Origin of the sequence: Streptomyces sp. NPDC052109, assembly GCF_040680195.1 — a bacterium.
In the GTDB taxonomy this organism is placed as follows: domain Bacteria; phylum Actinomycetota; class Actinomycetes; order Streptomycetales; family Streptomycetaceae; genus Streptomyces.
In genome coordinates this window covers 72,073-97,752 of the sequence record NZ_JBFAWF010000028.1, presented here as the reverse complement: position 1 = coordinate 97,752, position 25,680 = coordinate 72,073, and the positions used below count along the sequence as shown (strand labels likewise).

The following is a 25,680-nucleotide window of genomic DNA, read 5'->3' as shown; positions in this document are numbered from 1 at the left end:
GACGTGCTCGACGCCGCCCCGCAGGCCGCCGTCGCCTGGGTGGCGGCCGGCGCCTTCCCGGGCCCGGCCTGCGCTCCGCGGTCGCCGGGGCGGACCTGATCCACCGTGACCTCGAGCCGTCCGAGGTGCTCGTCGCCGTGGACGGCCCCCGCGTCATCGACCTCGGCACCGCACGGGCGAGGGGCGCCCTTTGCGGGGGACAGCCTGCGCACCCGCACCGGCATGCCGATCGACTCCCCGGGTCTCCCGCCGCCGGAGCAGGCCTGCGGCCTCGAACTCCCCCCTCCGCCGACCACGTGTTCTGCCTCGACGCCGTTCTCGTCCACGCCGCCCTCGGCGCCTCCTCGTCCCACCCCGCAGCGGGTGGCCGAGCGCATCGCGCCGGAGCGGGCAAGGGAGGGGCTGCCGGGTGCGGTGCCGACCCAACTCGGTGGCCACGCCGCCCGGTTGCCGTGCCGCGCCCCCACGCCCGGCCGCGGCCGGTCCGGCCCCCGTGGACACCCCCGGCGGTCCAGCCCACGCCCCACGCATCACGCTCACGCAGACCAGCCCCCCGCACCCGCCGCAGCTTCGGTTCCAGCTCCAGCCCCAGGCGCCGGCTCCGTCACCCCCGGTGGCGGCTCGCGCACCGTGCAGGGCACCGGCGGACCCGGACCCTCGTGATCCGCGTCGCGGTCGGCTTCGGCGGTGTGGCCTTCGCGATGCCGCCCACCGGACTTCTGCCCCGCCCGCGCCCGGCGCCTGTGCCTGTCCGCCGCCCTTCCCCGCTTCCCGGCCTGCTCCCCACCGGACTCGGCCCCGGCACCGCCTTCGTGCCGGTCTTCGTCATCGCGACCGGCGGCATCGCCCCGCAGCACTCCGGCGGGAGGTCGGCGGCCCTCGCCGCGACCCGGCACCTGGGCGTGGCGATCGGCTCGGCGCTGCTGCGCGCTGCCGGCCGGCCCCGCTCCCCGTGGTGCGCGGCCGCCACCTCCCTGCTCACGGCCCTGCCCGCCGGGCCGATGTCAGCCTTGGGACGCGAGGAGAGGCCTCGTAGGGTGTTCCCATGACGGAACTGCCAGCCCGGCGTCTGCTGCTGGTGCACGCGCACCCGGACGACGAGTCGATCAACAACGGCGCGACCATGGCCCGGTACGCGGCCGAGGGTGCCCATGTGACCCTGGTCACCTGCACCCTCGGGGAGCGGGGGGAGGTCATCCCGCCCGGGCTGCGGCATCTGACGGGGCCCGCCCTGGGTGCGCACCGGCGCGGCGAGCTGACCGAGGCCGTCCGCGCGCTGGGCGTGAGCGACGCCCGGCTGCTCGGCGGGGCGGGACGGTACGGCGACTCCGGGATGATGGGCATTCCGGACAACGACGACCCCGGCTGCTTCTGGCAGGCCGACGTGGACGAGGCCGCCGGCCACCTGGTCGAGGTGATCCTCCAGATCCGCCCCCAGGTCCTCGTGACGTACGACGACCACGGCGGCTACGGCCACCCGGACCACATCCAGGCCCACCGCGTCGCCATGCGCGCCGTCGACCTCGCGGCCGAACGCGGCCACCGGATCGCCAAGGTCTACTGGAACCGCGTCCCGCGCTCCGTCGCCGAGTCCGCCTTCGCCCGCCTCCAGGACGAACTGGCCGCACTGCCGTTCGGCAAGAGCGCGTCCGTGGACGACGTACCCGGCGTGGTGGACGACGAGCGGATCACCACCACCGTCGACGGCGGCGCGCACGCCCGTGCCAAGGCCGCCGCTATGCGCGCCCACGCCACCCAGATCGAGGTGGCCGAGCCGTACTTCGCGCTCTCCAACGAACTGGCCCAGCCGCTGTTCACCACCGAGTACTACGAGTTGGTGCGGGGCACGGCGCGGCCTGGGGAGACCGACCTGTTCGCCGGCCTGGACCTTCGGGAGACGTCATGAGCAACCCGGGACAGGGCCCGCTGCTCGCCCAGCCACTGCAACGGCCCTCGGTCGGCCGGATCGCCGCCTATGCCGGCCTCTTCCTGCTCGGCGTCGTCGTCGCCCTCGCCGGGACCCTCGTGCAGGCCGCCTGGTTCCCCGGCGGGCTGCTCCTCGCCCTCGCGGGCGCCGCCGGACTCTTCCTCGGCGGGGCGTACGCCACCGGCGGCCGGGGCGGGGCCGTCGCGCCCGTGGTCGGCTGGATCGTCACCGTCATCCTGCTCACCACGTCACGTCCGGAAGGCGACTTCCTGTTCGGCGCGGGAGGCGGTTCCTACCTCTTCCTGCTCGGCGGTATGGCTCTCGCTGTGATCTGCGCCACCCTTGGTGCCGGGCGGCAACCCCGCGGCGGTCCCGCCCGACTTGGCAAGTGACGTACCACTTCGCCATGCGACGCACGTGCGAGTCCCGTGTGGGTTTCCTCAGCGGTCATGGGATAAGCGCCAGAGGTGGCCAGTATGGTGGTGCGCGCCGCCGAGTCGCCCGAGGTGCGTAACGGGCGGCGGAGCCAACTGGGAGAACCTGCCTTGAGTCGTGAAACTGACACTCCGTCCTCCGGGCCCAACGGGCGCGGCGGAGCCGCATACCCCTCCGGCACGCCGCCGTACGGAACCCCCATGGCTGCCGGCGACGGCACGGACGCGGGCCGCTCGGCCGCGCGGCCGGAGGAGAAGAAGACCGAGACCACGCTGACGACCCGGATCCGGATCAACATTCCCGGGTCCAGGCCCATTCCGCCGGTCGTCGTGCGCAAGCCGGTCGGGGACGCCGACAGCGCCGTGGACGACACGCCCGCCGAGCCGCGGCCCACGGCCGACCGGACGCCTCCCGGCCCCGCCGAGCCCGCCGTCGAGCCCGGGGCCCAGGCCGAGGACAAGACCAGCGACTGGTTCGCGCCCCGCAAGTCCGCCCCCGGCAAGGGCGGTCCGGGCGGCGGCGCGACGAACGGAGCCGGTATCCCCGGGGGTTCCGCCCCCGCCCCCGGTGCACCGGGCACCCGGACGGGTGGTCCGGGAGCATCCGGCGCGGCCGGTACCACCGGCGCGCGCCCCGGTGGCGGCCGTCCCGGCGGTGTGGTCGGCTCCATGAGTGTCCCGGGCGCCTCCCGCTCCGGCACCACCAACGGCAAGGGACTGCCCGGCGCCACCGGCGGCCCGGTCGCCCCCGGACACGGCGGCGGCACCGGCTCCTTCGACGTGACCGAGGCGCTGGCCGCGGGCCCGCTGGGCCCCCGTCCCGGCGCGTCCGGCGGCGAACGCCGCCGCGACGACCTGCCGTACTTCTCGGAGAACGGCGGGCAGGACGGCCTCGGCGGCGGCACCCCGGGTGCGAACGGCCAGAACGGCTTCGCCGGAGCCGGCGCGTCCGGCCCGAACGGACTCGACGGCTTCGGCGGCACGGCGGGCGGAAACGCGGCGAACGGACCCGGCGGTCTGGGCGGGCCCGGTGGCCCCAGCGGCTTCAACGGCCCGCACGGCCACGGCGGTCCCGGCGGTCCGCAGGGCCCGGCCGGCCCCACCAGCGGTCCGGTCACCGGTGACGGCCCCCTCGTCCCGTCGGCCGGCGAACCCTTCGACGCCCCGCCCGGCCCGGGCGGTTCGCTCGGCATGGACGGCTACGGCGCTCCCGGCGGCCGCGGCACCCAGGCGCCCCGCAGCGCCCTCTCCGACTTCGCCGACCTCGAAGGTCCCCCCGGCGGCCCGGGCACCGGCCCCGGCGGAGCCCCCACCGGCCTCGGCCCGGGGGGCGGGCTCAGCGACGACACCGCGATCCTCACTCCCCAGAAGCCGGCCCCCGCACCTGGCACGCCCGGCTACCGCCCCGACAACGTCTCCGGACACACCGTCACCAGCGGTATCCCGGTCGTCCCCGGGGCCGGCGGCTCCCCCTTCGGCGGCGCCTCCGCCGACGGCCCGGCCGCGCCGGCGCGGTCGAAGCCGGAGCCGGCCGCCGCGCCCAAGGCGCAGGCCAAGCCGAAGAAGAAGGGCCGCAGCAAGCTGGTGCTGCTCGGCGTCGGCGTGGTCGTCGTCGCGGGCGGTGCCTACGGCGCCGGACTGCTGATGAACCACACCGACGTGCCCAAGGGCACCACGGTGCTGGGCGTGGACATCGGCGGCGGCACCCGCGACGACGCCGTCAAGAAGCTCGACGACGCCTTCGGCAGCCGGGTGAACAAGCCGCTGAAGTTGTCCGTCGGCGGGAAGACGGTCACCCTCACCCCGGAGAACGCCGGCCTCCAGTTCGACTTCCAGGACACCGTCAGCAAGGCCGCGACCAGCGACTACAACCCGGTCCACGTCATCGGCTCGCTCTTCGGCCAGAAGCGCGTGATCGAGCCCCAGATGCCGGTCGACGAGGAGAAGCTGCAGGCCGCACTCCAGCAGGCCGGCGGCGGCTCCGGCTCGGTCGTCGAGGGCGGCATCGACTTCCGGCCCGGCAAGGCGGTCGCCGTCTACGGCAAGGCGGGCAAGGCCATCGACGCCGGCCAGTCGACCCAGGCGGTCGAACAGGCCTACCGCACGCTGGTGGAGACGAGCGCGGCGGCCCCGGTCACCGTCCCGACGACCACCAAGCAGCCGACGGTCTCGAACGCGGCGGTCGACCAGGAGATGAAGGCGTTCGCGGAGCCGGCGATGTCGGGCAACGTGACGGTGAGCGCGGGCGCGGGGCACGTGGTGCTGATGAGCCCGGGCAAGTCCCTCTGGAAGTTCCTCAGGGTGGTGCCCACGGCGGACGGGAAGCTGGTCGACAAGCCCGACCTGAACGCCCTGAAGCAGCTCTACGGCAAGACCTTCGACGGCGTGCTCATCACCCGCGCCGACAACAAGAAGACGCCGGTCACCCCGCAGGACGTCTATGTCGCCCTGCGCCAGGCGCTGCTGAGCAGGACCAACCGGGTCGCGGTCATCGAGACCAACCCGAGCTAGCCGGGACACGGTCGAAGGGGGGCGCCCACCGTTCGGGGGCGTCCCCTTCGCCATGCCCGTCACCCGAACCGCATGACATCTGTCATCCGGCAGTCAGGATCCCCGACACTGCCCGGCACCAGGCCCTCGCCGCGAGCATGGACGCCATGACGACAACTGCGGCACCGGCCACCACCACCCCGGTGGTCGGCTTCGACCAGGTGACCAAGACGTATGGGAGCGTGCGGGCCGTCGACGGGCTGACGCTCCGGCTGTACCCCGGCGAGACCGTCGCCCTCCTCGGTCCGAACGGGGCCGGCAAGTCCACCACCCTCGACCTGCTCCTCGGCCTGAAGCACCCCGACAGCGGCACGGTGAGTCTCTTCGGCGGCGCCCCCCGCGACGCGATCGTCGCCGGCCGGGTCGGTGCCATGCTGCAGAGCGGCGGCCTGATGGACGAGGTCACGGTGGCCGAGCTGGTGAAGCTGGGCTGCTCGCTCCACCCCAAGCCGTACAAGGCCGCGGACGTCATGGCCCGCGCGGGCATCGCGCAGATCGCCGACCGCAAGGTCAACAAGCTCTCCGGCGGCCAGGCCCAGCGCGTCCGCTTCGCCCTGGCCACCGCCGGCGACAGCGACCTGATCATCCTGGACGAGCCGACCACCGGCATGGACGTCTCCGCCCGCCAGGCCTTCTGGGCCACCATGCGCGAGCAGGCCGACCAGGGCCGTACCGTCCTCTTCGCCACCCACTACCTCGAGGAGGCCGACGCCATCGCCGACCGGGTCCTGGTGCTGCACCGCGGCCGCCTCCTCGCCGACGGCACCGCCGCCGAGATCAAGGCCAAGGCGGGCGCCCGGCGGGTCTCCTTCGACCTGGAGGGCACCATCGACGAGGCGGCCCTGGGCGCCCTGCCCTTCCTCACCTCCCTCGACGTGTCGGGCCAGACCGTCCGCATCCAGTCGTCCGACGCCGACGCCACCGTCCACGCCCTGTACGGCCTCGGTGTCTACCCCCGCAATCTCGAAGTAGCCGGCCTCGGTCTGGAGCAGGCCTTCGTCGCCATCACGGAGGCCGAGGAGGCCAAGCAGTCGTGAACGCCCTGATCAAGCTGGAACTGACCCGCGCGTTCCGCAACAGGAGGTTCCTGTTCTTCTCGGTGCTCTACCCGGCGATCCTCTTCCTGATCTTCGCCAGCAGCTCCGGCTCCACCGACAAGGTCGACGGCACCGGCCTGACCGTCGCCACCTATCTGATGGTCTCCATGGCCTCCTTCGGCGCCCTGACGGCCGTCCTGATGGGCAACAGCGAGCGCATCGCCAAGGAGCGCGAGAACGGCTGGGTACGGCAGCTGCGGCTGACCCCGCTGCCCGGGCGCGGCTATGTCCTCGCCAAGACCGCCAGCGCCGCCGTGGTGAGCCTGCCGTCGATCGTGGTGGTGTTCATCGCCGCCGCCGCGATCAAGCACGTCCACCTCGACGCCTGGCAGTGGCTCGCCCTCACCGGGGTCATCTGGGCCGGCAGCCTCGTCTTCGCCGCGCTGGGCGTCGCCCTCGGCTACCTCGCCTCCGGTGACGCGGTCCGCCCGATCACGATGATCATCTACTTCGGCCTGTCGATCCTCGGCGGCCTGTGGATGCCCTCCACCAGCTTCCCGAAGATCCTGCAGGACATCGCGAAGTGGCTGCCCACACACGCGTACGCTGCTCTGGGACGGTCGATCGAGCAGAGCCAGGCCCCGAGCGCGACGGACGTGGCCGTCCTCGCCGTCTACTTCGTCATCTTCGCGGGCGGCGCGGCCTGGCTGTACCGGAAGGACACGCTGAAGGCGTGAGCACCATGACGGAAGACCCTCGGGCCGGCGAGCGCCTGCCGGAGACCCGGGTGCGGATCGGCCAGGTCCCCCGCAACCGGCGCGAGCTGATGGCCAAGCTGCTGTGGATCGGTGTCTGGCTGATCTTTCTCGGCTCCCCGATCCACGACCTGACGAGCGGCCGGCACACCACGGGCGCCGTCGTGGCCGGCGCGCTGGGCCTCATCGCCTTCGTCGTCACCTACCTGTCGCTGGTCTTCCGGAACATGGGCCGGCCCTTCACGCCGGGCATCGTCGTGTCGATGCTCGGCGTCCTCGCCGTCTTCGCCCCTCTGCTGAACTACTCCCTCGGCCCAGCCTGGCAAGGTCTGTTCGTCTACCTCTCCGTCGCCTGCGGGGCCACGCTGCCGCTGCGGGGCGCGTACTGGGCGATCCCGGGGACGGCCGTGGTGATGTACCTTGTCGGGCTGCGCTGGCACGAGAAGGTGGACGACACCCTCCTGCTCGTCGTCCTCATCGGCTTCGCCATGGTCGGCGTCGGCCAGCTCGTCCGTACGACCGTCGAGTTGCGCAGGGCCCGGGCCACGGTCGCCCAGCTCGCCGCCAACGAGGAGCGCCTGCGCCTCGCCCGCGACCTGCACGACCTGCTCGGCCACTCGCTCTCCCTGATCACGCTGAAGAGCGAGCTGGCCGGCCGGATGCTGCCCGACCAGCCCGACCGGGCGGCCCAGCAGGTCGCCGACATCGAACAGGTCAGCCGGCAGGCCCTGGTCGACGTCCGGGAGGCCGTCACCGGCTACCGGCGCCCCCGGCTCGCCGCCGAACTCGCCGGTGCCCAGGTCGCGCTGACCGCCGCCGGCGTCACCGCCGAGGTGTCCGCCGAGCCCGACCTCACCGGCGTACCGGAGGAGGCCGAGGCCGCGCTCGCCTGGGCCCTGCGCGAGGCCGTCACCAACGTGGTCCGGCACAGCGGCGCCGAGAAGTGCCTCGTCCAGCTCGCGCACCGGCAGACCCTGGACGGTCCGATGCTCGAACTCCGCGTCGAGGACAACGGCGCCGGCGGCAGCGGCAGCGGGCCCGGCAACGGTCTGACCGGTCTCACGGAGCGGCTGGAGAAGGCCGGCGGCTGCCTGGAGGCGGGCCGGATCAAGCACGGGTTCCGGCTGGTCGCCCGCGTCCCCGCAACTTCCCGGGGGGACGTAGGATCCGGGGCATGACGAGCACGATCAAGGTCCTCCTCGCCGAGGACCAGTCGATGGTTCGCGAGGCCCTGGCCGCACTGCTCGGCCTGGAGGACGACATCGAGGTCGTGGCCCAGGTCGCCCGCGGGGACCAGGTGCCGGCGGCCGTCGGCGCCCACGGCGTGGACGTGGCGCTGCTCGACATCGAGATGCCCGGCTGCACCGGCATCGAGGCGGCCGCCGCGGTGCGCCGGGAGTTTCCGCGGGTCAAACTGATCGTCCTCACGACCTTCGGCCGCCCCGGCTATCTGCGCAGCGCCATGGAGGCGGGCGCCGACGCCTTCCTCGTCAAGGACGCCCCGGCCGCCCAGCTCGCGGAGGCGATCCGCAAGGTGCTCTCCGGCGAGCGGGTCATCGACCCCACGCTCGCCGCCGCCGCGCTCGCGGACGGGGCCAACCCGCTCACCGAGCGCGAACGCGAGGTGCTGCGCGCCGCGGCCGACGGCTCCACCAACGCCGAGCTGGCGAAGGCCCTGCACCTCTCCCAGGGCACGGTCCGCAACTACCTCTCCACGGCCATCCAGAAGCTGGCGGTACGCAACCGGGCGGAGGCGGTGCGGACGGCACGGGAGAAGGGGTGGCTCTGACGGGTCAGTTGAGCATCGACCGTGCCGTGTGCGCCTGTTGCCGTACCTTCTCGGCGGTCGGTTCGTCGACGACCTCGATCAGATCGGCGTAGGCGTCCAGCTCCTCGGCGCCCGGGCTGAACTGCCCCCGCTGCACCAGCAGTTGCCCGCGCTCGTAGCGCAGCCGCGCCGGATGCGAGGGCACGAGCAGCGCCAACTCCACGGCGCGCAGGGCGACGTCCGACTGCTCCGGACGGGCTGCTGCCCACGCGCGGATGTTGTTCAGGATCCGCTGGACGACCTCCAGCGGTGTCGCGGGCTCCAGCATCGAGGCATCCAGCGGCGCGCCCGTGGCCCCCACCACGAGCATCTCCGTGTCGGTCCCGGTCAGCACCCGGCCCCCGTCGAACGGATCGGCCAGCGTCTGCTCCTCGGCGGGGCCGAAGCCCACCACGAAGTGCCCCGGCAGCGCGACGCCGTACACCGGCGCCCCGGCCCGCCGCGCGACCTCCAGCCACACGACCGACAGCAGGATCGGCAGCCCGCGCCGCCGGCGCAGCACCTCGTGCAGCAGCGAGGACTCCAGGCGGTCGTAGTCGCCGGGCGTGCCGTGGAAGTCGTAGCGGGCCCCGAGCACCCCTCGCACGGCGTCCGCCCACGCCTGTGGCCCGCCCGGCCGGTACGGCAGCTCGCCGGCGAGCCGGTCCAGCTCCAGCTGCGCGGCATCGATCCCGGCCTCGTCCAGCGAGCCGTCCGCCTCGGCGCCGATCAGCAGACACAGCGCCGACAGATCCGGCCGCTCGGACCGCGCCTCCTCGGCGAACCTCCGGCGCAACTCGGCCGACCGCTCCGGCGGGGGCGGATACGGCGGCGGCAGATACGGACGACGCATGCCAGGCTCATGCCCTTTCACAGCGCTTCTACCACCGACGACGGACCGCCCGGTCCCACGCCGGCCGACGGCACGCCGACCGCTGTCAGGGCAGCCGGACCCAGGCTGACCGGCTTCACGACGGCTGATCCGAGGCCGGCCGGTCCCACGTGGGCCGACCGCGTGCAGGACGGTCCGAGGACGGCTGCACCCAGGCCGGCCGACCCTGACGCCCGGTCCCGCCCCGGCCCTGCGCCGCCCGCTTCCGCTTCCCGGCCCGGGCCCTCCGGCGGGCTCGATTCCGCTGCACCTGCCCGGCGCCCGGCCTCACCCGATTCCCCGGCGTCGGACCCGCCATGGGTCCCGCTCGTCCGCCGGTTCCGGGCGTCGGATGCCGTCGCGGTCGGGCGTTGCGGCCGGTCCTCCTCCGGGGCCCGGTAATGGTGGTACGCGTGGTGCGGAGTGAAGCCCAGCGCGGCGTAGAGCGCGCGGGCGCCCTCGTTGTCCGTCTCGACCTGCAGCCAGGCCGCCGACGCGCCCTCCTCCAGCGCCCTGCGGGCCAGCGCGGCCATCACCTCCGTGGCGAGCCCCTGCCGGCGCCGCCCGGGATCCACCTCGACCGCCGCGAAACCGGCCCACCGCCCGTCCACGACACACCGCCCGATCGCCGCCGGAGCCTCACCCTCGGCGCCGGGTACGGTCGCGAACCACACCGACGGTCCGCCACTGAGCACCCGCAGGGCCACCTCGCTCACCCCCTTGCGCCGGTACCGGGCGAGCCACGCCTCGTCCGCCCGCCGGGACAGAACCACACCCGTGCCCTCGGCCCGGTCCGCGACCGGCGCCAGCGCACCGGTCCACACCTCGGCGGTCACCTCCCGCACCCAGCCGCGCCGCTCCAGCTCCGCGCACAGCAGCTCCTGCGTCCCCTCGGCCCCGGTGGCCGTCTGGACGTAGGCGGAAAGGCCACGCTCTCCGTACCAGCGTCGTACGGCAGCGAGGGCCGCGTCGAGCGGAAGGCCGGGATCACCGAGTGGCAGGACGCTGTTGGCCCGCCGGGTGAACCCCTCCGCGGCCCGCAGCTCCCACTCGCCGAGCCGCTCGGTCACGAGCGGCCGCCAGCCGCGGGAGGCGACCCGCGCGAGTTCCTCGTAGGAGGCGGCGGGCCCACGGCGGCGGGCCGGGGCGGCCGGCACCACCTTGCCCGCGACCAGGGCGGACTCGGCGATCCGGACACTTCGCCCGTCCCGCTGTGTGATCATGAGCACGCCATCATCCCATGATGTGAGAACACCCACCGTGTCGGTGAACTTCTCCCGCGTTGCCCCAGGTTCGCTCAAGCGCCGTACGGAGACACGTTTTCCCACGTCAGAGGGGTTGATGCGGACTTCCAGACGTCCTGCCGCCGAGATTTCCACTGGTCAGTTCACCCCTCCTGTTCGGATCATGCTCCGGAACGGAGATACTAGGGGCGGGCATCGACGACGCCGCGCTCCCGCGCGCCAGGCGGCGGAGCCTGAGGAGGCCCGCCAGCGCCCTATCGAGGAGGAACGACAGCGTGACCTACGTCATCGCGCAGCCTTGTGTCGACGTCAAGGACAAGGCGTGCATCGAGGAGTGCCCGGTCGACTGCATCTACGAGGGCCAGCGGTCCTTGTACATCCACCCGGACGAATGCGTCGACTGTGGTGCCTGTGAGCCGGTCTGCCCGGTCGAGGCGATCTTCTACGAGGACGACACTCCGGAGGAGTGGAAGGACTACTACAAGGCCAACGTCGAGTTCTTCGACGAGCTCGGCTCTCCCGGCGGCGCCAGCAAGCTGGGGCTGATCGAGCGCGACCATCCCTTCGTCGCCGCGCTGCCGCCGCAGGGCGAGTGACCGTTTAGCGCCAAGCGGCCGCCACGCCCGGCCGCCTCGGTCCCGTACGGCCCGATCGTCCCGATCACCGCCGTACGGGACCGAGGCGTTTGCCGCACCGTACGAAAGTGAGCCTGATTCCCGTGTCCGCAGTCTCCGACCGGCTCCCCACCTTCCCCTGGGACAAGCTGGAGCCGTACAAGAAGACGGCCGCCGCGCATCCCGACGGGATCGTCGACCTGTCCGTGGGCACCCCGGTCGACCCGGTGCCCGAACTGATCCAGAAGGCCCTGATCGACGCGGCCGACTCCCCGGGCTACCCCACCGTCTGGGGCACCCCCGCGCTGCGCGACGCGATCACCGGCTGGCTGGAGCGCCGACTGGGCGCCCGCGGGGTCACGCACCGCCATGTCCTGCCGGTCGTCGGCTCCAAGGAACTGGTGGCCTGGCTGCCGACCCAGCTGGGCCTCGGCCCCGGCGACAGGGTGGCCTACCCGCGCCTCGCCTACCCCACCTACGAGGTCGGCGCCCGCCTCGCCCGCGCCGACTACGAGGCCTACGACGACCCGCGCGAGCTGGACCCCGCCGGCCTGAAGCTCCTCTGGCTGAACTCCCCGTCCAACCCCACCGGCAAGGTCGTCCCTAAGCAGGAGCTGACCGAGATCGTCGCCTGGGCCCGCGCCCACGGCGTCCTGCTGGTCTCCGACGAGTGCTACCTGGAGCTGGGCTGGGAGGCCGACCCGGTCTCGGTCCTGCACCCGGACGTCAACGGCGGCTCCTACGACGGCATCGTGGCCGTCCACAGCCTCTCCAAGCGCTCCAACCTGGCGGGCTACCGCGCGGCCTTCGTCGCCGGCGACCCGGCCGTCCTCGGCCCGCTGCTGGAGATCCGCAAGCACGGCGGCATGATGACCTCGGCGCCCACGCAGGCGGCCGTGGTGGCGGCCCTGGGCGACGACGAGCACGTCCGCGTCCAGCGCGAGCGCTACGCCGCCCGCCGCGAGGCCCTGCGCGCCGCCTTGCTGGGCCACGGCTTCCGCATCGAGCACAGCGAGGCGAGCCTCTACCTCTGGGCCACCCGCGACGAGTCCTGCTGGACCACCGTCGCCCACCTGGCCGGCCTCGGCATCCTGGTCGCACCGGGCGACTTCTACGGCGAGGCGGGCGAGACGTTCGTACGCGTGGCCCTGACGGCGACGGACGAGCGGGTGCGGGCCGCGGTGTCCCGCCTGACGGCCTGACGGCCGCCAGGCACGGGCGCCGCCCGGCCCTGCCCGCCTGGAGGCGGCGGCACACGGCACAAAGGCGAACGGGGCCCGGGGAACTCCCCGGGCCCCGTCGCGGCTCAGCTCAGCGGCGGCGAACCGTCAGCCACCGACCGGCAGCCCCTTGACCGGAAGGTTGGACGTCGGCAGGCCGGACGTCGGCAGTCCGCCCTTCGTGACGCTGGACGCGGCGCCCCCGAGGACGTTCCCCGCGGCCCCGGCGGTGTCACCGGCGGCCTTCTGCGCCACCGGCGCGGTCTTCTTCAGGGCACCGCCGCCGGCCTGGCCCGCGGCCGGCACCGTCTGCTCGATCGCCTTGCCGCCCGTGTGGCCCGCGAGAGTGGTGACGTTGGTCGCGGCGCCGTCGACGGTGTTGGCGACGTTCGCCGTGTCCAGGGAGGTCAGACCGCCCAGGTTCGGGGTCGCCGCCGGAAGGTTCGTGGCCGCACCGGCGGAGCCGGCCGCACCGACCCCGGCTGCCGCTCCCGCTGCGACGAGCAGCGCGGCACGGGCGATCCGGCGGGTCAGAGGGAGGGACATGATGCTCCATTCGACGGGAGAGAACGGTGTGTGTGTCCGGGCTCGGGTCCGTGCTCGGACGCCGTGACTACCGCTCGAAGCCCGCGAAGGTTGCGGACGCCCCCGGTAAAGAATGGATAACGCATCGCATTATCAGGTGTGGATAAAAACGGGCAAAGAACGTCTCCCGGAAATCCCGCAGAATCCTTACGGCCCTTGTGTTCCAAGGGATTCCGAAGCTGGTGCGCGGCGCGCCCGGACGGGGGGCCGAACCGGCGCCGCGCAACCCGCCGGAGTGATCACTCGTACTACTGTCCGGTCACGATCCGGACGGCGTCCACGGACTTCTCCGCGCCGGCGGTCCCGGCCGTTGCGCCCGGCTTCCACCGGCCGTCGTCGCTCCCGGCGGTCCACTCCCGCCCCGCGTACGACACCCGCTGGATGTGCAGCGCGGAGGAGTTGGCCACGGCCCACTGCGCCAGCTGCCAGCCCCGCTGCCGCTCGCCACGTCCGGTCGCGTCCACCTTCGTGCCCTGCGGCACCGGCACGGTCACGGTCCGGCCCTGCGCGGTCGCGGTCACGCTCGGCGAGGGGGACGGCGACGGCACGGGCGTGCCGCCCACCTCCGCACCGGTCTCCTGCAGCGCGTCCCGCCCGAAGTCCCGTACCAGCGCGGCCCGTACGGCGTCCGGGCCGGTCGCCGTGGCCGTGGCGTCAGGGCGGCCGTCGCAGGTCAGCGTGGCCGCGGCGCGTCCGGTCAGCGCCGCCGCCAGCAGCGTCGCGTCCGGCTCGTGCTTGGCGTAGGCCTCCGGATAGCCGCTGCGCTGCACCTCCTGGGCCGCCTTGGTCAGCGGCAGACCGGTGTAGTCCGGCACCTCGGCCAGGTGCGCGTAGAAGATGCCCGCGGCGTACGCGGGGTCCATGATCTGCTGCTCGGTGCCCCAGCCCTGCGACGGCCGCTGCTGGAACAGGCCCAGCGAGTCCCGGTCGCCGTGCTCGATGTTGCGCAGCCCCGACTCCTGCAAGGCGGTCGCCAGCGCGATCGCCACGGCCCGCTCGGGCATCCCGCGCCCGGTGCCCACGGCCGCGATGGTCGCCGCGTTCACCGCCTGCTCCGGCGTGAACTCGTACGACGTCGCGTCACCGTCGTCCGAGACCACTCTGCAGCCGCGCGCCCCGCCGCCTCCGGTGACGTACTGCACCACGAGATACGCGGCGACACCGCACAGGACCAGCAGGGCCGCGGCGAAACGGAAGCGGCGGCCGCGACGCTTGGGACGGGTGGGGGACGGCTCTGACACGCGTACAAGGTACTGGAGGGCCCGCCGGCCCTCACGGGGGGTCAGCTGACAGCGCTTGCACCGGCCTCCGCGGACGGCGCGCTAGGGTCGAGCCATGGCCGACACCTCGCTTGACCTCACGCTCGACGCCGCCGCGCTCACCGCGCAGCTCGTGGACTTCCCCTCCGAGAGCGGCACCGAGAGGCCCCTGGCGGACGCGATCGAGGCCGCCCTGCGCGCCCTGCCGCACCTGACGGTCGACCGCTACGGCAACAACGTGATCGCCCGCACCCACCTGGGCCGCGCCGAGCGCGTGATCCTGGCCGGCCACATCGACACGGTGCCGATCGCGGACAACGTGCCCTCGCGTCTGGACGAGGACGGTGTGCTGTGGGGCTGCGGCACCTGCGACATGAAGTCGGGCGTCGCGGTGCAGCTGCGGATCGCGGCCACGGTCCCCGCCCCCAACCGCGACCTGACCTTCGTCTTCTACGACAACGAGGAGGTCGCCGCCGAGCTCAACGGCCTCAAGCAGGTCGCCGAGGCCCACCCGGACTGGCTGGAGGGCGACTTCGCGGTCCTGCTGGAGCCCTCCGACGGCGAGGTCGAGGGCGGCTGCCAGGGCACCCTACGGGTGCTGCTGAGGACGAAGGGCGAGCGGGCCCATTCGGCCCGCGGCTGGATGGGCTCCAACGCCATCCACGCGGCGGCCCCGATCCTGGCCCGCCTGGCGTCCTACGAACCGCGCCGGCCGCTGATCGACGGGCTGGAGTACCGCGAGGGCCTGAACGCGGTCGGCATCGGCGGCGGCGTCGCCGGCAACGTCATCCCCGACGAGTGCGTGGTGACGGTCAACTTCCGCTACGCCCCCGACCGCACGGAGGAGGAGGCGATCGCGCACGTCCGTGAGGTGTTCGCGGACTGCGGTGTGGAGGAGTTCGTGGTCGACGACCACAGCGGCGGCGCGCTGCCCGGCCTCTCCCACCCGGCCGCGGCCGCCTTCATCGAGGCGGTGGGCGGCACCCCGCAGCCCAAGTACGGCTGGACGGACGTCTCACGCTTCTCCGCGCTCGGCGTCCCCGCCGTCAACTACGGCCCGGGCAACCCGCATTTGGCGCACAAGCGGGACGAGCGGGTCGCGACGGCCAGGATCCTCGCGGGCGAGGAGCGGCTGCGCAGCTGGCTCACCGCGTAGACCGGGTGCCGTCCGGCGCTCCATGCCGGACATGCTCGCGTCCCCCCTCCGTAACCGGCAGGGATCTACGCTGAGGTGGAACCACCCTTCCCCGGCTAGCGGCTTCGCCCGATCCGGGGGAGACCCCAACCGCGGAGGGAGCGCACATGCCTACCGGCAACCCCGAGGGGAAGAAGATCCCGCCGGACGAGCAGCGGCTCGGACCGGTCCTCCGACGGCGAGGGCAGGTGACGGCCAGTACGACCGACCAGCGGCTGCTGGACGCCGGCGGCCCCTCGGACTGGGTCCACACCGACCCCTGGCGCGTGCTCCGCATCCAGTCGGAGTTCATCGAGGGCTTCGGCACGCTCGCCGAACTCCCGCCCGCCATCAGCGTGTTCGGCTCGGCACGTACGGCGGTGGACTCGGCGGAGTACGACGCCGGGGTGCGGCTCGGCCGGGGCCTGGTGGAGGCGGGCTGGGCGGTGATCACGGGGGGCGGCCCCGGGGCGATGGAGGCGGCCAACAGGGGTGCGTGCGAGGCGGGCGGCGTGTCGGTGGGCCTCGGCATCGAACTGCCCTTCGAGCAGGGCCTGAACCCCTACGTCGACATCGGCCTGAACTTCCGCTACTTCTTCGTCCGCAAGATGATGTTCGTGAAGTACGCCCAGGGCTTCGTGGTACTGCCGGGCGGCCTGGGCACCCTGGACGAACTCTTCGAGGCCCTGACCCTGGTCCAGACCCAGAAGGTCACCCGCTTCCCGATCGTCCTCTTCGGCAGCGAGTACTGGGGCGGCCTGGTCTCCTGGCTGAAGAACACCCTGGTGGCCCAGGGCAAGGCGACCGAGAAGGACCTTCTCCTGTTCCACGTGACGGACGACGTGGCGGAAGCGGTGGCCCTGGTGTCGAAGGAGGCGGGCCGCTAGGCCCTGTCGTCGACCTCCCGTCGTCCGTCCGGGGGCTTCGACCGGTCCGCGTTCCCCCCTGCGCACCGCCCCACTCGCCCCAGCCCCTCGCGTCGGCCCCGCGGCCGACCGAGACGGCTGGGCCGGTGGGCAGGAGAGGGGTCCGGGGAGGAGCCCCGGTGCCTAGGCCAGGCCCCGGCGGGCCACCGCGGGGACCCGGTGGCCGGCGATGGACGCCACCATGTCCAGCACCTGCCGGGTCTCGGCCACCTCGTGCACCCGGTAGACCTGCGCCCCGAGCCACGCCGACACCGCGGTCGTCGCCAACGTGCCGAGCAGCCGCTCCTTCACCGGCCGATCCAGCGTCTCGCCGACGAAGTCCTTGTTGGACAGCGACACCAGCACCGGCCACCCCGTGGCGACCATCTCGTCCAGCCGCCGCGTCGCCTCCAGACTGTGCCGCGTGTTCTTCCCGAAGTCGTGCCCGGGATCGATCAGCACCGACTCCCGCGGCACCCCGAGCGCCACCGCACGCTCGGCCAGCCCCAGCGTCACCTTCAGGATGTCGGCCACCACGTCGTCGTACGTCACCCGGTGCGGACGGGTCCGCGGCCGCACGCCCCCCGCGTGCGTGCACACCAGCCCCGCCCCGTACCGCGCCGCGACCTCCGCGAGCCCCGGATCGACGCCGCCCCACGCGTCGTTCAGCAGATCCGCCCCCGCCTCGCACACCGCCTCGCCGACCTCGGCCCGCCAGGTGTCCACGCTGATGATCACGTCCGGGAAGCGGCGCCGTACCTCCGCCACGAAGCCGACCGTGCGCCGCACCTCCTCCTCGGCCGTGACCTCCTCGCCCGGCCCGGCCTTCACCCCGCCGATGTCGATGATCTCGGCGCCTTCGGCCACGGCCTGCTCCACGCGTGCGAGGGCGGGCTCGTCGCGGAACGTCGCCCCCTGGTCGTAGAAGGAGTCCGGAGTCCGGTTCACGATCGCCATGATCACCGGCTCCCGGGGCCCGAATTCCCGCCTGCCCAGCCTGAGCATCCGCTGTGACCTCTCCTAGTACGTCCCGCAGTACGGCCGCCTGTGACCCTAACTGTCAGATTCGCATGGCACGATCGGACCCAGACAGATTCAACGTCCGGCACAACGTCCGGCACGGAGCGTGGGGACCCTAAGGCGATGGTGATGTTCTTGTTCCTGGTCGTCGCGCTGGCCGTCGTGGTCGCCGCGGTGACACTCGCCGTGGTGGGTGGCGGCGGGAACGGCCCGCTGCCCGAGGCGGCACCGGAGCGGCTGCAGGACCCGCTGCCCCCCGACCGTCCGGTGGACCGCGCGGACGTGGACAGCCTGCGCTTCCCGGTCGCCCCGCGCGGCTACCGCATGGCGGACGTCGACGACGCCCTCGGCCGTATCGCCGCCGAACTCGCCGAGCGGGACGCCCGTATCGCCGACCTGGAGTCGGCGCTGGCCGGGGCCAGAGCCGCGGCGGCGCACGTCCGCATGGCCAAGCCCGATCACCCGGGGGACCAGCGATGACCGACGGAGCCGCCCTCGCCGGACCCGACGGCGCCCTGCGCTGCCCGTGGGCGCTGTCCACCGAGGACTACGTGTCGTACCACGACGAGGAGTGGGGCCGCCCGGTCCACGGCGACGACGCCCTCTTCGAGCGGATCAGCCTGGAGGCCTTCCAGTCGGGCCTGTCCTGGATCACGATCCTGCGCCGCCGCCCGGGTTTCCGCGCGGCCTTCGCCGGCTTCCGCATCGAGAAGGTCGCCGCCTTCAGCGAGGAGGACCGCGAACGGCTGCTGGCGGATCCCGGCATCATCCGCAACCGCGCCAAGATCGACGCCACGCTCGCCAACGCGCGCGTGCTCGCCGACTGGTCCGAGGGCGAGCTGGACGAGCTGATCTGGTCCCACGCCCCCGACCCGGCCGGCCGGCCGGCCCCGAGGACCCTCACCGACGTCCCGGCCGTGACCCCCGAGTCCACGGCGCTGTCCAAGACACTGAAGAAACGGGGCCTCAGATTCGTCGGCCCCACGACCGCGTACGCGCTGATGCAGGCATGCGGCCTGGTCAACGACCACCTGGAGACGTGCGTGGCGAGAACGGCGGGGGTCTGACGTGCCGTCCCGGACCCTGGCCGACCTCCTGGACGCGGCGGCCCGCGGCCGCTTCCCGGCACCCGACGGCGGTACGACCGTGGTGCCGCAGCCCAGCCATCGCGACGCCGGAGTGATCGCCTTCACCGCGCACTCGGTCGTCTTCACCGACGAGGACCCGCAGTGGGTGCGCGGCACGCTCGCGTCCCTCGACTGCGACGAACTGGCGGCGACGCTGCACCCCCGCTTCCTGGCCGCGTTCCTGGACCGCACGGGCCGGTCGACCGGCACCGTCGACCTGCTCACGGTGGCCGGCTCGCTGCCCGGCGAGCCTCCGCTGATGCTGCGGGAACTCGCCGACCCGGACCATCCGCGCGTGCACGCCGCCCGCGAGCCCGGGACGACGTCCGGGTCTGGGCGACCGACGGCGGGGTGCTCGTCCTGGGCCGGGGCGTGGCGGGCCGCTGGGAGACGTCGATCGAGGTGGACGAGGACGTACGCCACCGGGGCCTGGGCCGGGCACTGGCCACGGCCGCCCGGCACCTCGTCCCGCCCGGCCGGTGGGTCTGGTCGCAACAGGCCCCCGGCAACGCCCGCAGCGTGCGCGCCTTCCAGGCGGCCGGCTACCGGCCCGTGGGCGCGGAGGCCCTGTTCACCGCGCCCCGGTTCGACGACAGGCCATAGGGCCGCGCGCCGGTCCTACCGGCCGAGGTACTTCGGCTTCTCCTTGTTCACGAAGGCCTGTACGGCGATGGCGTGGTCCTCGGACCGACCGGCCCGGGTCTGCAGTTCGTCCTCCTTCTCCAGGGTGTCGGCGAGGGAGTGCGTGAGGCCGTGGGCCACCGCCTCCTTGATCGCCGCGTACGCCACCGTCGGCCCCCCGGCCAGCGCCCGCGCCGTCTTCTCGGCCTCGGCACGCAGCTCGGCGGCGGGTACGACCCGGTTGGCGATGCCCAGCTCCAGCGCGTCCTGGGCGCTGATGCTGCGCGGGAAGAGCAGCAGATCGGTGGCGCGGCTCGGGCCGATCACCCTGGGCAGGGTCCAGGAGACCCCGGAGTCGGCGGTCAGGGCCACGCCCGCGAACGACGTGTTGAAGGCGGCCGTGTCGGCGACCACCCGGTAGTCCGCGGCGAGCGCGAAGCCGAAACCGGCCCCGGCGGCGACCCCGTTCACCCCGGCGACGACCGGCTTGGGCGCACCGGCGAGGGCCTTCACGATCGGGTTGTAGTGCTCCCTGACCGTGCTCATCGTCTGTCCGGAGCCGGTCTCCCGGTCGGACGCGAGCAGCCCGATGTGCTCCTTGAGGTCCTGGCCGACACAGAACGCCCGGTCCCCGGCGGCGGTCAGCAGGATCGCCCGTACGGCCGTGTCCCCGGCCGCGGATTCCGCCGCCTCCCGGAGGGCGACCTTGGTCGCGACGTTCAGCGCGTTCATCGCCTCGGGGCGGTTCAGCGTGATCGTCGCGAGTCCGTCGCTCACCTCGTAGAGCACGGTGTCGGCCATGGCGCATCCCCTCGGGTTCGCGGATGACGTACCGCTCAGTACGTCCCTGTACGAAGGACAGCATGGCGGAGCTCGCCGTCCAAGAGCCGGACCGGACGTGTGACCTGCATCAAAGAAAACAGGAGGGGGGCCGGCCGACGGATGTCCGTGCGGCGGTGCAGTATCGCAGCCACATCCCCGAATTGGGTGGTTTTGCTCGCGCGCGTTGCCCAAGCGATGCCGACTGATGTTGGTCATCGGGTCCTGCGATGCGGGATAATGGCCAAGAAGCAATGTGTTCGATGCCGGTGTCGCGTGTCCGTTCCGGAACCGCGGATGCCCTCCCAGGGCTCTCGGCAGACGATGAGCTGGTTTCAGGAAGGGGAACGAGCATGGCGGCCATGAAGCCGCGGACGGGTGATGGCCCGCTCGAGGTGACCAAGGAGGGGCGGGGCATCGTCATGCGCGTTCCGCTCGAAGGCGGCGGTCGACTCGTCGTCGAGCTAACCCCTGACGAGGCCAAGGCGCTCGGCGACGCCCTCCAGGACGTTGCCGGCTGACGTCCCGGCGATCGAAGCACTTCCGGCTGCCCCGGCATCGTACGCGGTGCCGGGGCAGCCGCGTGTCCCGCCCCCGGCGGGGCGGTCAGCGCTTCACGGCGCACAGCAGTCCGTCGCCCACCGGCAGCAGCGACGGGACCAGCTCCTGGCTCTCGCGCACGGCACGCAGCAGCTCGCGCAGCCGCAGCACCTCCGTCGGCTGCGGTCCGGAGTCGACCGTACGGCCGTTGGCGAAGACGCCCTCGAAGACGACGAGGCCGCCCGGCCGCAGCAGACGCAACGATTCAGCGAGGTAGTCCAGGTACTCCAGCCGGTCGCCGTCGCAGAAGACGAGGTCGTAGCCGGCGTCCGCGAGCCGGGGCAGTACCTCCAGGGCGCGGCCGGGGATGAAGCGGGCCCTGTTGCTGGCGAAACCGCAGGCGCGGAACGCCTGCCGGGCGAACTGCTGGTGCTCCGGTTCCGGGTCGACGGTCGTGAGCACCCCGTCCGGGCGCATGCCGTGCAGCAGATGAATTCCGGACACCCCGCAGCCCGTGCCGATCTCCGCGACCGCCTTCGCGTCCACGGAGGCGGCGAGCAGTCGCAGCGCGGCGCCCGTGCCGGGCGACACCGAGCGCAGCCCTGCCTCGCGGGCCCGGTCGCGGGCCCACCGCAGCGCTTCGTCCTCGGCGACAAAGGCGTCGGCGAACGCCCAGCTCGTCTGCCGGTTGCCGGTAATGACCCTCTCCCGTCCCCGTGAATTCCTGGGCGTGACTGTATCCGTTGGCGTCGGGAACCCGCAGATGGGACTGGACGTTTACACGGTTGAGACGGTGCCCGGATGCGCGACGGGGGGTAAGCGGTGGACCAGGACGCCGAGCAACTGCTGACGCAGCCGCATGAGCCGTATCAGCGTGTATCAAATTCTCGTAAAACCGCTTATCCGGAGCTAACGGGCGAGGTGGCTATGGTAGGGGCTCCACTGGACACCACCAGAGCCGACAGGGGAGGTGCGGCTGCGCCCGGAGACCGGGGCGGAGTGCTGCGGCGCTTCCTCGGGTCGGCGGGCAGGCCGAAATCCGTGACCGACACCGCTGCTGACCACCACGCCGGATTCGCCGCAGGCGAGACCCAGACCGCGACCTTCTCCACCGACGCGGACGGGCAGGCGTGGGCTCCGCCCACATGGGAGGAGATCGTCAGCACCCACAGCGCGCGTGTCTACCGCCTCGCCTACCGCCTGACCGGTAATCAGCACGACGCCGAGGACCTCACGCAGGAGGTCTTCGTCCGTGTCTTCCGCTCCCTGTCGACGTACTCGCCAGGCACCTTCGAGGGCTGGCTGCACCGCATCACCACCAACCTGTTCCTGGACATGGTGCGGCGCAAGCAGCGCATCCGCTTCGACGCCCTCGGCGAGGACGCGGCCGAGCGCCTGGCCAGCCGCGAGCCCACCCCCCAGCAGCTCTTCAACGACGCGCACTTCGACGCCGACGTCCAGCAGGCCCTGGACACCCTCGCGCCCGAGTTCCGCGCCGCCGTCGTCCTGTGCGACATCGAGGGACTGTCCTACGAGGAGATCGCCGCGACCCTCGGCGTGAAGCTCGGCACGGTCCGCTCCCGTATCCACCGTGGCCGCTCCCAGCTCCGCAAGGCCCTCGCGCACCGCTCCCCCGAGGCCCGCGCGGCCGAGCGGCGCTCGTTCCTGGCCCGTGTCCCCGCTCTGGGGGGAGGGGGCGCGACGGCGTGAGTGGATCTCGACCCAACCCCGTGGGGGCGCGTCTCGCCGAGCAGCACCTGGGAGACCGGCTCTCCGCCCTGGTGGACGGTGAGCTCGGTCATGAGTCGCGTGAGCGGGTCCTCGCGCACCTGGCCACCTGCGCCCGGTGCAAGGCGGAGGCGGACGCCCAGCGCCGGCTGAAGAACGTGTTCGCGGAGGCGGCCCCCCCGCCGCCCTCGGCGAGCCTGCTGGCCCGCCTCCAGGGCCTGCCCGGAGGAGGTGACCCGGACGGCGACGGCATGTCGCCGCCGGGGGGAGCCCTCTTCGGACGGGGCATCGACGACGACACCGCCGGAACCGCCGCGGCCTCCGGTGTCTTCGGAGTGAGGCGCGGCGAGCGCTTCGCGTTCGGGTACGTCCCCGCCCGCCCGCACGGCTCCGTCCCGGTACCCGAGGAGCGCGGCTTCCGCATCCATCCCGTCGGGCGCCCGGACGACGGCCGTTCCGCCTGGCGCGGTCTGCGGTTCGCGGTCGCCGCCGCCGGCGCGGTGTCGCTGGCCGCGGTCGCCCTCGGTGGCGTGGCCCCCGGTATCCCCGGCGACACCGCCGCGGACGCCCGGGGCGGCTCCGGCACCGGTAACAACGTGGTTCCGGCACGCTCGGCCGGCACGGGTGCGGGCGCCGCAACGCCCGACAGCCAGCGTCGTCGCGCGGTGGGGCCGCTGCCCGCCCAGGGCGGCGGCAGCCAGCTCGGAGCGATCACGGCGGCACCGACCTCGATGTCCGCGCCGCTGGTTCCCGGACTGCCGGCGCCCAGCGCCGGCCAGGTCCAGAGCGATGCCCTGCGCAGCCTGACCGCGCCGGTGCTGGCCGGTGCGGCCGCCGTCTCCCCGCTGATACGTCCGCTCGACGACACCGTGGTCTACCCCCTCACCGCCTGGTCCGCCGTCCCCGGGGTGACCGGCTCCGGCCTGCTGACCGCCACCGTCCCCGACACCACCCCAGCCGCCACACCGTCCCCCTCCACACCTCACCCGACCCCCTGACCGGCCACTACGCCCCGGCCCGTGAACCTGGTTGAATCCGGTGAGGGCCGTTCCCGCGGCGATGACCCGGGGGCGTAGTCGACGTTCCGCTGCCGCCGCCGAAGCGCGCGGCCGCGGCCAGCCGTGGGGAGAGCATGAACGAGGGCAACCCTGTCCCGCCGGAGATAGGGCCGGAGGGACCGGCGGGGGCGACGCCGACCGACGCTGCGCCGCGGAAGCCCGCGGGGCGGACCGAGGCGCAGGACACGGGCGAGCGGGCCGGCGGCGAGCGCACTGGGGTCGGATCGGCGGAATTCGCCTCGGCCGACTTCGAGTTGGCACGCCCGGCCGGCACGCCGTCGCCGACGCAGGCCCCCGAAGCGGAGCCGGCCGGTGCACCGGCCGAGGCCGGCGGCGACTTCGTGCTGGCCGAGCCGGCGCCGGCGGTGGGACCGACGGGTGGCGGTGAGGCGGACGGCACCGCGGGGACCGTCGTCTCACCGGAGCCCGGGGAAACCGCCTGGGCGGCTCCCACCGACCGGCCCAGGCCCTTGCACGACCCGGACCCCTACGGCACCCCGCCGTACGGCGAGCCGGGCCCCTGGGCGCCCGCACCGCCCGTACAGCACCCGGCGGCCCCCCAGGCCCGGACAGCCCCCTCCGCGCCGGCGCCACCACCGGCAGTAGCACCCCTGGCATCCGCACCCGGGACTGCAGCCCCTGAGCCGGGGCCGTCCACACCCGCACCAGGCACCCCCACGCCCGGCGCTCCCGTCCCCGGAGCCCCCGCCGTCATCCACCCACCCACGCCCGGCACACCCGCCCCGGGAGCGCCCGCCAGCGGCACCTCCCTCCCGCCCTCCGGCTCATCCGCAGCCGCCCCTCCCACTGCGGGACCTCCAGCCCCAGGTGTTACGGCCGCCGATATCCCCTCCACCGGCTCCCCCGCCCCCGGCATCCCCACTCCCACCGGAGCCCCAGCCCCTGGTATCCCACCCACCGGCGCACCTGCCCCCGGTATCGCTTCCACCGGCGCGCCCGGCGCGGACATCCCCATGGCCGCGAGCGAAGCCCCTGGCGCCCCCGCCCCCGGTATCTCCACCCCCGCCCCCGCAGTGGGCACTCTCGCGCCCGGCGCCATCCCCGGCACCCCCACCCCCACAGACCCCTCGGCGGCCCCCGGCGCGGTGGGGGGCGCTGCCGGGCGTTATGACCCCTGGGGTGTCGGGTCTCCGGCGGAGCAGGTGTTCGGGCCGGGGGCGTTGCAGCAGACCGGTGCCGGGGTGCTGTCGAAGGAGCAGCGCGGTCGGCGGGCGAAGCGGCTCGTCGTGGTGTGGAGCCTCATGGTCGCCTTCGTCTCCGCCGGCATCGGTGGGGTCGCCGGCGCCTGGGTCGAGCGGGAGGGCCTGGGCGGTGGCGTCCGGCTGCCGCAGGCCGGACGCGTGCCCGCCGGGCGCGCGCCGGACAGCGTGGCCGGAATAGCGGCACGCGCCCTGCCCAGTGTCGTCACCCTGCACGTCACCGGGACCGACCAGGCGGACACCGGCACCGGCTTCGTGCTCGACACCCAGGGCCACATCCTCACCAACAACCACGTCGTCGCGCCCGCCGGCTCGGACGGCTCGATATCCGTGACGTTCAGCAGTGGTGACACCGTCAAGGCCACGGTGGTGGGTCACGACAGCGGCTACGACCTCGCCGTCGTACAGGTCCACGGCGTGCACGGGCTCACCCCGCTGCCCCTCGGCAACTCCGACGATGTGCGAGTCGGAGATCCCGTGGTCGCCATCGGTGCCCCCTTCGACCTCGCCAACACCGTCACCTCCGGCATCATCAGCGCCAAGGAGCGGCCCATCACGGCCGGCGGGGAGAAGGGCGACGGGAGTGACGTCTCGTACGTCGACGCGCTGCAGACCGACGCCCCCATCAATCCGGGCAACTCCGGCGGCCCGCTCCTCGACTCGCGCGCGCAGGTGATCGGCATCAACTCCGCCATCCGGTCCGCCGACGGCGGCTCCGACTCGGACAGCGGCCAGGCCGGATCCATCGGACTCGGCTTCGCCATACCGGTGAACCAGGCCAAGCGCGTCGCCGAGGAACTGATCAACGACGGCCGTGCCACCCACCCGGTGATGGGCGTCACCCTCGACATGGCGTACACCGGCGACGGCGCCCGTATCGACGGCAAGAGCGCGGACGGCGGCCCCGCCGTGACCCGCGGCGGTCCGGGTGAGCGGGCCGGTCTCAAGGCCGGCGACGTCATCACCGAGGTCGACGGACAGCGCGTGCACTCGGCCGAGGAGCTGATCGTCAAGATCCGCGCCCACCGGCCCGGCGACCGGCTGCGGCTGACGGTCCGACGCGACGGCACCGACCGCCAGGTCCCGCTCCGGCTGGGCGCAGCGGAGCAGGACTGACAGAAGTCTCACCTCGGGACGGTACCGGTCGGACAGCAACGCCGGGTAC

At 73.5% G+C, this 25,680-nt stretch carries 24 protein-coding genes and 2 pseudogenes; 19 read left to right on the top strand and 7 right to left on the bottom strand.

Translation table 11 applies throughout. The features are described from left to right. Window positions 1-659: 659 nt before the first annotated feature. The 8 genes from AB0L59_RS36930 to AB0L59_RS36895 all read left to right on the top strand — a co-directional run bounded on the left by AB0L59_RS36930 (window position 660) and on the right by AB0L59_RS36895 (window position 8,492). Window positions 660-1,049 (top strand): hypothetical protein, encoded by a 390-nt coding sequence (locus AB0L59_RS36930; RefSeq protein ID WP_365591180.1) that lies wholly within the window; start codon window positions 660-662, stop codon window positions 1,047-1,049. Continuing rightward, entirely contained in the window at window positions 1,046-1,906 is an 861-nt protein-coding gene (mshB, locus tag AB0L59_RS36925; RefSeq protein WP_365591178.1) for an N-acetyl-1-D-myo-inositol-2-amino-2-deoxy-alpha-D-glucopyranoside deacetylase, read from the top strand. Before AB0L59_RS36930 ends, mshB begins: the two co-directional genes overlap by 4 nt. Continuing rightward, window positions 1,903-2,319, top strand: coding sequence for a DUF6113 family protein (locus AB0L59_RS36920; RefSeq protein WP_365591177.1), 417 nt, complete (start codon window positions 1,903-1,905; stop codon window positions 2,317-2,319). Before mshB ends, AB0L59_RS36920 begins: the two co-directional genes overlap by 4 nt. Window positions 2,320-2,472: 153 nt before the next feature. After that, window positions 2,473-4,872 (top strand): hypothetical protein, encoded by a 2,400-nt coding sequence (locus tag AB0L59_RS36915; RefSeq protein ID WP_365591176.1) that lies wholly within the window; start codon window positions 2,473-2,475, stop codon window positions 4,870-4,872. A 146-nt stretch (window positions 4,873-5,018) separates the two neighbouring features. Beyond that, on the top strand, window positions 5,019-5,948 hold the full coding sequence (locus tag AB0L59_RS36910; RefSeq protein WP_365591174.1) for an ABC transporter ATP-binding protein: 930 nt from the start codon (window positions 5,019-5,021) through the stop codon (window positions 5,946-5,948). Next, window positions 5,945-6,685: an ABC transporter permease gene (locus AB0L59_RS36905; protein WP_365591172.1), complete on the top strand. Its 741-nt coding sequence runs from the start codon at window positions 5,945-5,947 to the stop codon at window positions 6,683-6,685. The genes AB0L59_RS36910 and AB0L59_RS36905 overlap by 4 nt, the downstream gene beginning before the upstream one ends. 5 nt (window positions 6,686-6,690) lie before the next feature. Continuing rightward, the gene (locus AB0L59_RS36900; RefSeq protein ID WP_365591171.1) at window positions 6,691-7,881 is read left to right on the top strand and encodes a histidine kinase; all 1,191 of its coding nucleotides are present in this window, start codon (window positions 6,691-6,693) and stop codon (window positions 7,879-7,881) included. Further along, window positions 7,878-8,492: a response regulator transcription factor gene (locus AB0L59_RS36895; RefSeq protein ID WP_365591169.1), complete on the top strand. Its 615-nt coding sequence runs from the start codon at window positions 7,878-7,880 to the stop codon at window positions 8,490-8,492. The genes AB0L59_RS36900 and AB0L59_RS36895 overlap by 4 nt, the downstream gene beginning before the upstream one ends. A 4-nt stretch (window positions 8,493-8,496) precedes the next feature. Here the strand turns inward: AB0L59_RS36895 and AB0L59_RS36890 are convergent, their stop codons facing one another. Together AB0L59_RS36890 and AB0L59_RS36885 are read right to left on the bottom strand one after the other, a co-directional pair. Further along, window positions 8,497-9,363 carry a transglutaminase-like domain-containing protein gene (locus AB0L59_RS36890; protein WP_365591167.1) on the bottom strand — a complete coding sequence of 289 codons (867 nt, stop codon included), beginning with the start codon at window positions 9,361-9,363 and terminating at the stop codon, window positions 8,497-8,499. 404 nt (window positions 9,364-9,767) lie between these two features. Next, window positions 9,768-10,760: pseudogene (locus AB0L59_RS36885) on the bottom strand (GNAT family N-acetyltransferase); the annotation flags it as partial. 140 nt (window positions 10,761-10,900) lie between these two features. Between AB0L59_RS36885 and fdxA the strand changes: the two are divergent. Then, window positions 10,901-11,221, top strand: a complete 321-nt coding sequence (gene fdxA, locus AB0L59_RS36880) for a ferredoxin (protein ID WP_030746389.1) — start codon at window positions 10,901-10,903, stop codon at window positions 11,219-11,221. Window positions 11,222-11,343: 122 nt separating this feature from the next. Beyond that, complete coding sequence (locus AB0L59_RS36875) at window positions 11,344-12,441, top strand: bifunctional succinyldiaminopimelate transaminase/glutamate-prephenate aminotransferase (protein ID WP_365591166.1); 1,098 nt, start codon at window positions 11,344-11,346, stop codon at window positions 12,439-12,441. 126 nt (window positions 12,442-12,567) lie between these two features. On the opposite strand, the gene AB0L59_RS36870 is transcribed toward AB0L59_RS36875, so the two are convergent. Next, on the bottom strand, window positions 12,568-13,005 hold the full coding sequence (locus tag AB0L59_RS36870; protein WP_365591165.1) for an ATP-binding protein: 438 nt from the start codon (window positions 13,003-13,005) through the stop codon (window positions 12,568-12,570). A 287-nt stretch (window positions 13,006-13,292) separates the two neighbouring features. Further along, window positions 13,293-14,285: a heavy metal transporter gene (locus AB0L59_RS36865; RefSeq protein ID WP_365591163.1), complete on the bottom strand. Its 993-nt coding sequence runs from the start codon at window positions 14,283-14,285 to the stop codon at window positions 13,293-13,295. Window positions 14,286-14,379: 94 nt separating this feature from the next. Between AB0L59_RS36865 and dapE the strand changes: the two genes are divergently transcribed. Both dapE and AB0L59_RS36855 read left to right on the top strand, forming a co-directional pair. Next, window positions 14,380-15,459: a succinyl-diaminopimelate desuccinylase gene (gene dapE / locus AB0L59_RS36860; protein ID WP_365591162.1), complete on the top strand. Its 1,080-nt coding sequence runs from the start codon at window positions 14,380-14,382 to the stop codon at window positions 15,457-15,459. A 146-nt stretch (window positions 15,460-15,605) separates the two neighbouring features. Further along, entirely contained in the window at window positions 15,606-16,364 is a 759-nt protein-coding gene (locus AB0L59_RS36855; RefSeq protein ID WP_365591161.1) for a TIGR00730 family Rossman fold protein, read from the top strand. A 162-nt stretch (window positions 16,365-16,526) separates the two neighbouring features. On the opposite strand, the gene folP is transcribed toward AB0L59_RS36855, so the two are convergent. Continuing rightward, window positions 16,527-17,387: a dihydropteroate synthase gene (folP, locus tag AB0L59_RS36850; protein ID WP_365591159.1), complete on the bottom strand. Its 861-nt coding sequence runs from the start codon at window positions 17,385-17,387 to the stop codon at window positions 16,527-16,529. Window positions 17,388-17,525: 138 nt separating this feature from the next. Between folP and AB0L59_RS36845 the strand changes: the two genes are divergently transcribed. From AB0L59_RS36845 to AB0L59_RS36835, 3 genes and pseudogenes are all read left to right on the top strand, one after another. Beyond that, complete coding sequence (locus tag AB0L59_RS36845) at window positions 17,526-17,882, top strand: DivIVA domain-containing protein (RefSeq protein ID WP_365591157.1); 357 nt, start codon at window positions 17,526-17,528, stop codon at window positions 17,880-17,882. Then, the gene (locus AB0L59_RS36840) at window positions 17,879-18,469 is read left to right on the top strand and encodes a DNA-3-methyladenine glycosylase I (RefSeq protein WP_365591156.1); all 591 of its coding nucleotides are present in this window, start codon (window positions 17,879-17,881) and stop codon (window positions 18,467-18,469) included. Before AB0L59_RS36845 ends, AB0L59_RS36840 begins: the two co-directional genes overlap by 4 nt. Before the next feature lies 1 nt (window position 18,470). Next, a pseudogene (locus AB0L59_RS36835) lies at window positions 18,471-19,132 on the top strand (GNAT family N-acetyltransferase). Window positions 19,133-19,147: 15 nt separating this feature from the next. Here the strand turns inward: AB0L59_RS36835 and AB0L59_RS36830 are convergent. Continuing rightward, window positions 19,148-19,951: an enoyl-CoA hydratase-related protein gene (locus tag AB0L59_RS36830; protein WP_365591155.1), complete on the bottom strand. Its 804-nt coding sequence runs from the start codon at window positions 19,949-19,951 to the stop codon at window positions 19,148-19,150. A gap of 371 nt (window positions 19,952-20,322) precedes the next feature. Here AB0L59_RS36830 and AB0L59_RS36825 point away from each other — a divergent pair, with 371 nt between their 5' ends. Continuing rightward, window positions 20,323-20,490 (top strand): DUF3117 domain-containing protein, encoded by a 168-nt coding sequence (locus tag AB0L59_RS36825; protein WP_069778857.1) that lies wholly within the window; start codon window positions 20,323-20,325, stop codon window positions 20,488-20,490. Window positions 20,491-20,575: 85 nt separating this feature from the next. On the opposite strand, the gene AB0L59_RS36820 is transcribed toward AB0L59_RS36825, so the two are convergent. Beyond that, the gene (locus AB0L59_RS36820; protein WP_365591205.1) at window positions 20,576-21,274 is read right to left on the bottom strand and encodes an O-methyltransferase; all 699 of its coding nucleotides are present in this window, start codon (window positions 21,272-21,274) and stop codon (window positions 20,576-20,578) included. Window positions 21,275-21,508: 234 nt separating this feature from the next. On the opposite strand from AB0L59_RS36820, the gene sigE reads away from it, so the two are divergent. The 3 genes from sigE (at window position 21,509) to AB0L59_RS36805 (ending at window position 25,631) form a co-directional block, all read left to right on the top strand. Further along, on the top strand, window positions 21,509-22,219 hold the full coding sequence (gene sigE, locus AB0L59_RS36815) for an RNA polymerase sigma factor SigE (RefSeq protein WP_365591204.1): 711 nt from the start codon (window positions 21,509-21,511) through the stop codon (window positions 22,217-22,219). Beyond that, window positions 22,216-23,235: a zf-HC2 domain-containing protein gene (locus AB0L59_RS36810; protein ID WP_365591153.1), complete on the top strand. Its 1,020-nt coding sequence runs from the start codon at window positions 22,216-22,218 to the stop codon at window positions 23,233-23,235. Before sigE ends, AB0L59_RS36810 begins: the two co-directional genes overlap by 4 nt. Before the next feature lie 530 nt (window positions 23,236-23,765). Next, on the top strand, window positions 23,766-25,631 hold the full coding sequence (locus AB0L59_RS36805) for a trypsin-like peptidase domain-containing protein (RefSeq protein WP_365591203.1): 1,866 nt from the start codon (window positions 23,766-23,768) through the stop codon (window positions 25,629-25,631). Window positions 25,632-25,680 lie beyond the last annotated feature (49 nt).

Coding starts and splice junctions, on each gene's coding strand:
- AB0L59_RS36825 (WP_069778857.1), top strand. CDS start 20,323: ATGGCGGCCATGAAGCCGCGGACGGGTGATGGCCCGCTCGAGGTGACC.
- AB0L59_RS36830 (WP_365591155.1), bottom strand. CDS start 19,951: ATGGCCGACACCGTGCTCTACGAGGTGAGCGACGGACTCGCGACGATC.
- mshB (WP_365591178.1), top strand. CDS start 1,046: ATGACGGAACTGCCAGCCCGGCGTCTGCTGCTGGTGCACGCGCACCCG.
- AB0L59_RS36900 (WP_365591171.1), top strand. CDS start 6,691: ATGACGGAAGACCCTCGGGCCGGCGAGCGCCTGCCGGAGACCCGGGTG.
- AB0L59_RS36840 (WP_365591156.1), top strand. CDS start 17,879: ATGACCGACGGAGCCGCCCTCGCCGGACCCGACGGCGCCCTGCGCTGC.
- AB0L59_RS36890 (WP_365591167.1), bottom strand. CDS start 9,363: ATGCGTCGTCCGTATCTGCCGCCGCCGTATCCGCCCCCGCCGGAGCGG.
- AB0L59_RS36920 (WP_365591177.1), top strand. CDS start 1,903: ATGAGCAACCCGGGACAGGGCCCGCTGCTCGCCCAGCCACTGCAACGG.
- AB0L59_RS36895 (WP_365591169.1), top strand. CDS start 7,878: ATGACGAGCACGATCAAGGTCCTCCTCGCCGAGGACCAGTCGATGGTT.
- AB0L59_RS36870 (WP_365591165.1), bottom strand. CDS start 13,005: ATGTCCCTCCCTCTGACCCGCCGGATCGCCCGTGCCGCGCTGCTCGTC.
- AB0L59_RS36910 (WP_365591174.1), top strand. CDS start 5,019: ATGACGACAACTGCGGCACCGGCCACCACCACCCCGGTGGTCGGCTTC.
- dapE (WP_365591162.1), top strand. CDS start 14,380: ATGGCCGACACCTCGCTTGACCTCACGCTCGACGCCGCCGCGCTCACC.
- folP (WP_365591159.1), bottom strand. CDS start 17,387: ATGCTCAGGCTGGGCAGGCGGGAATTCGGGCCCCGGGAGCCGGTGATC.
- AB0L59_RS36845 (WP_365591157.1), top strand. CDS start 17,526: ATGGTGATGTTCTTGTTCCTGGTCGTCGCGCTGGCCGTCGTGGTCGCC.
- AB0L59_RS36855 (WP_365591161.1), top strand. CDS start 15,606: ATGCCTACCGGCAACCCCGAGGGGAAGAAGATCCCGCCGGACGAGCAG.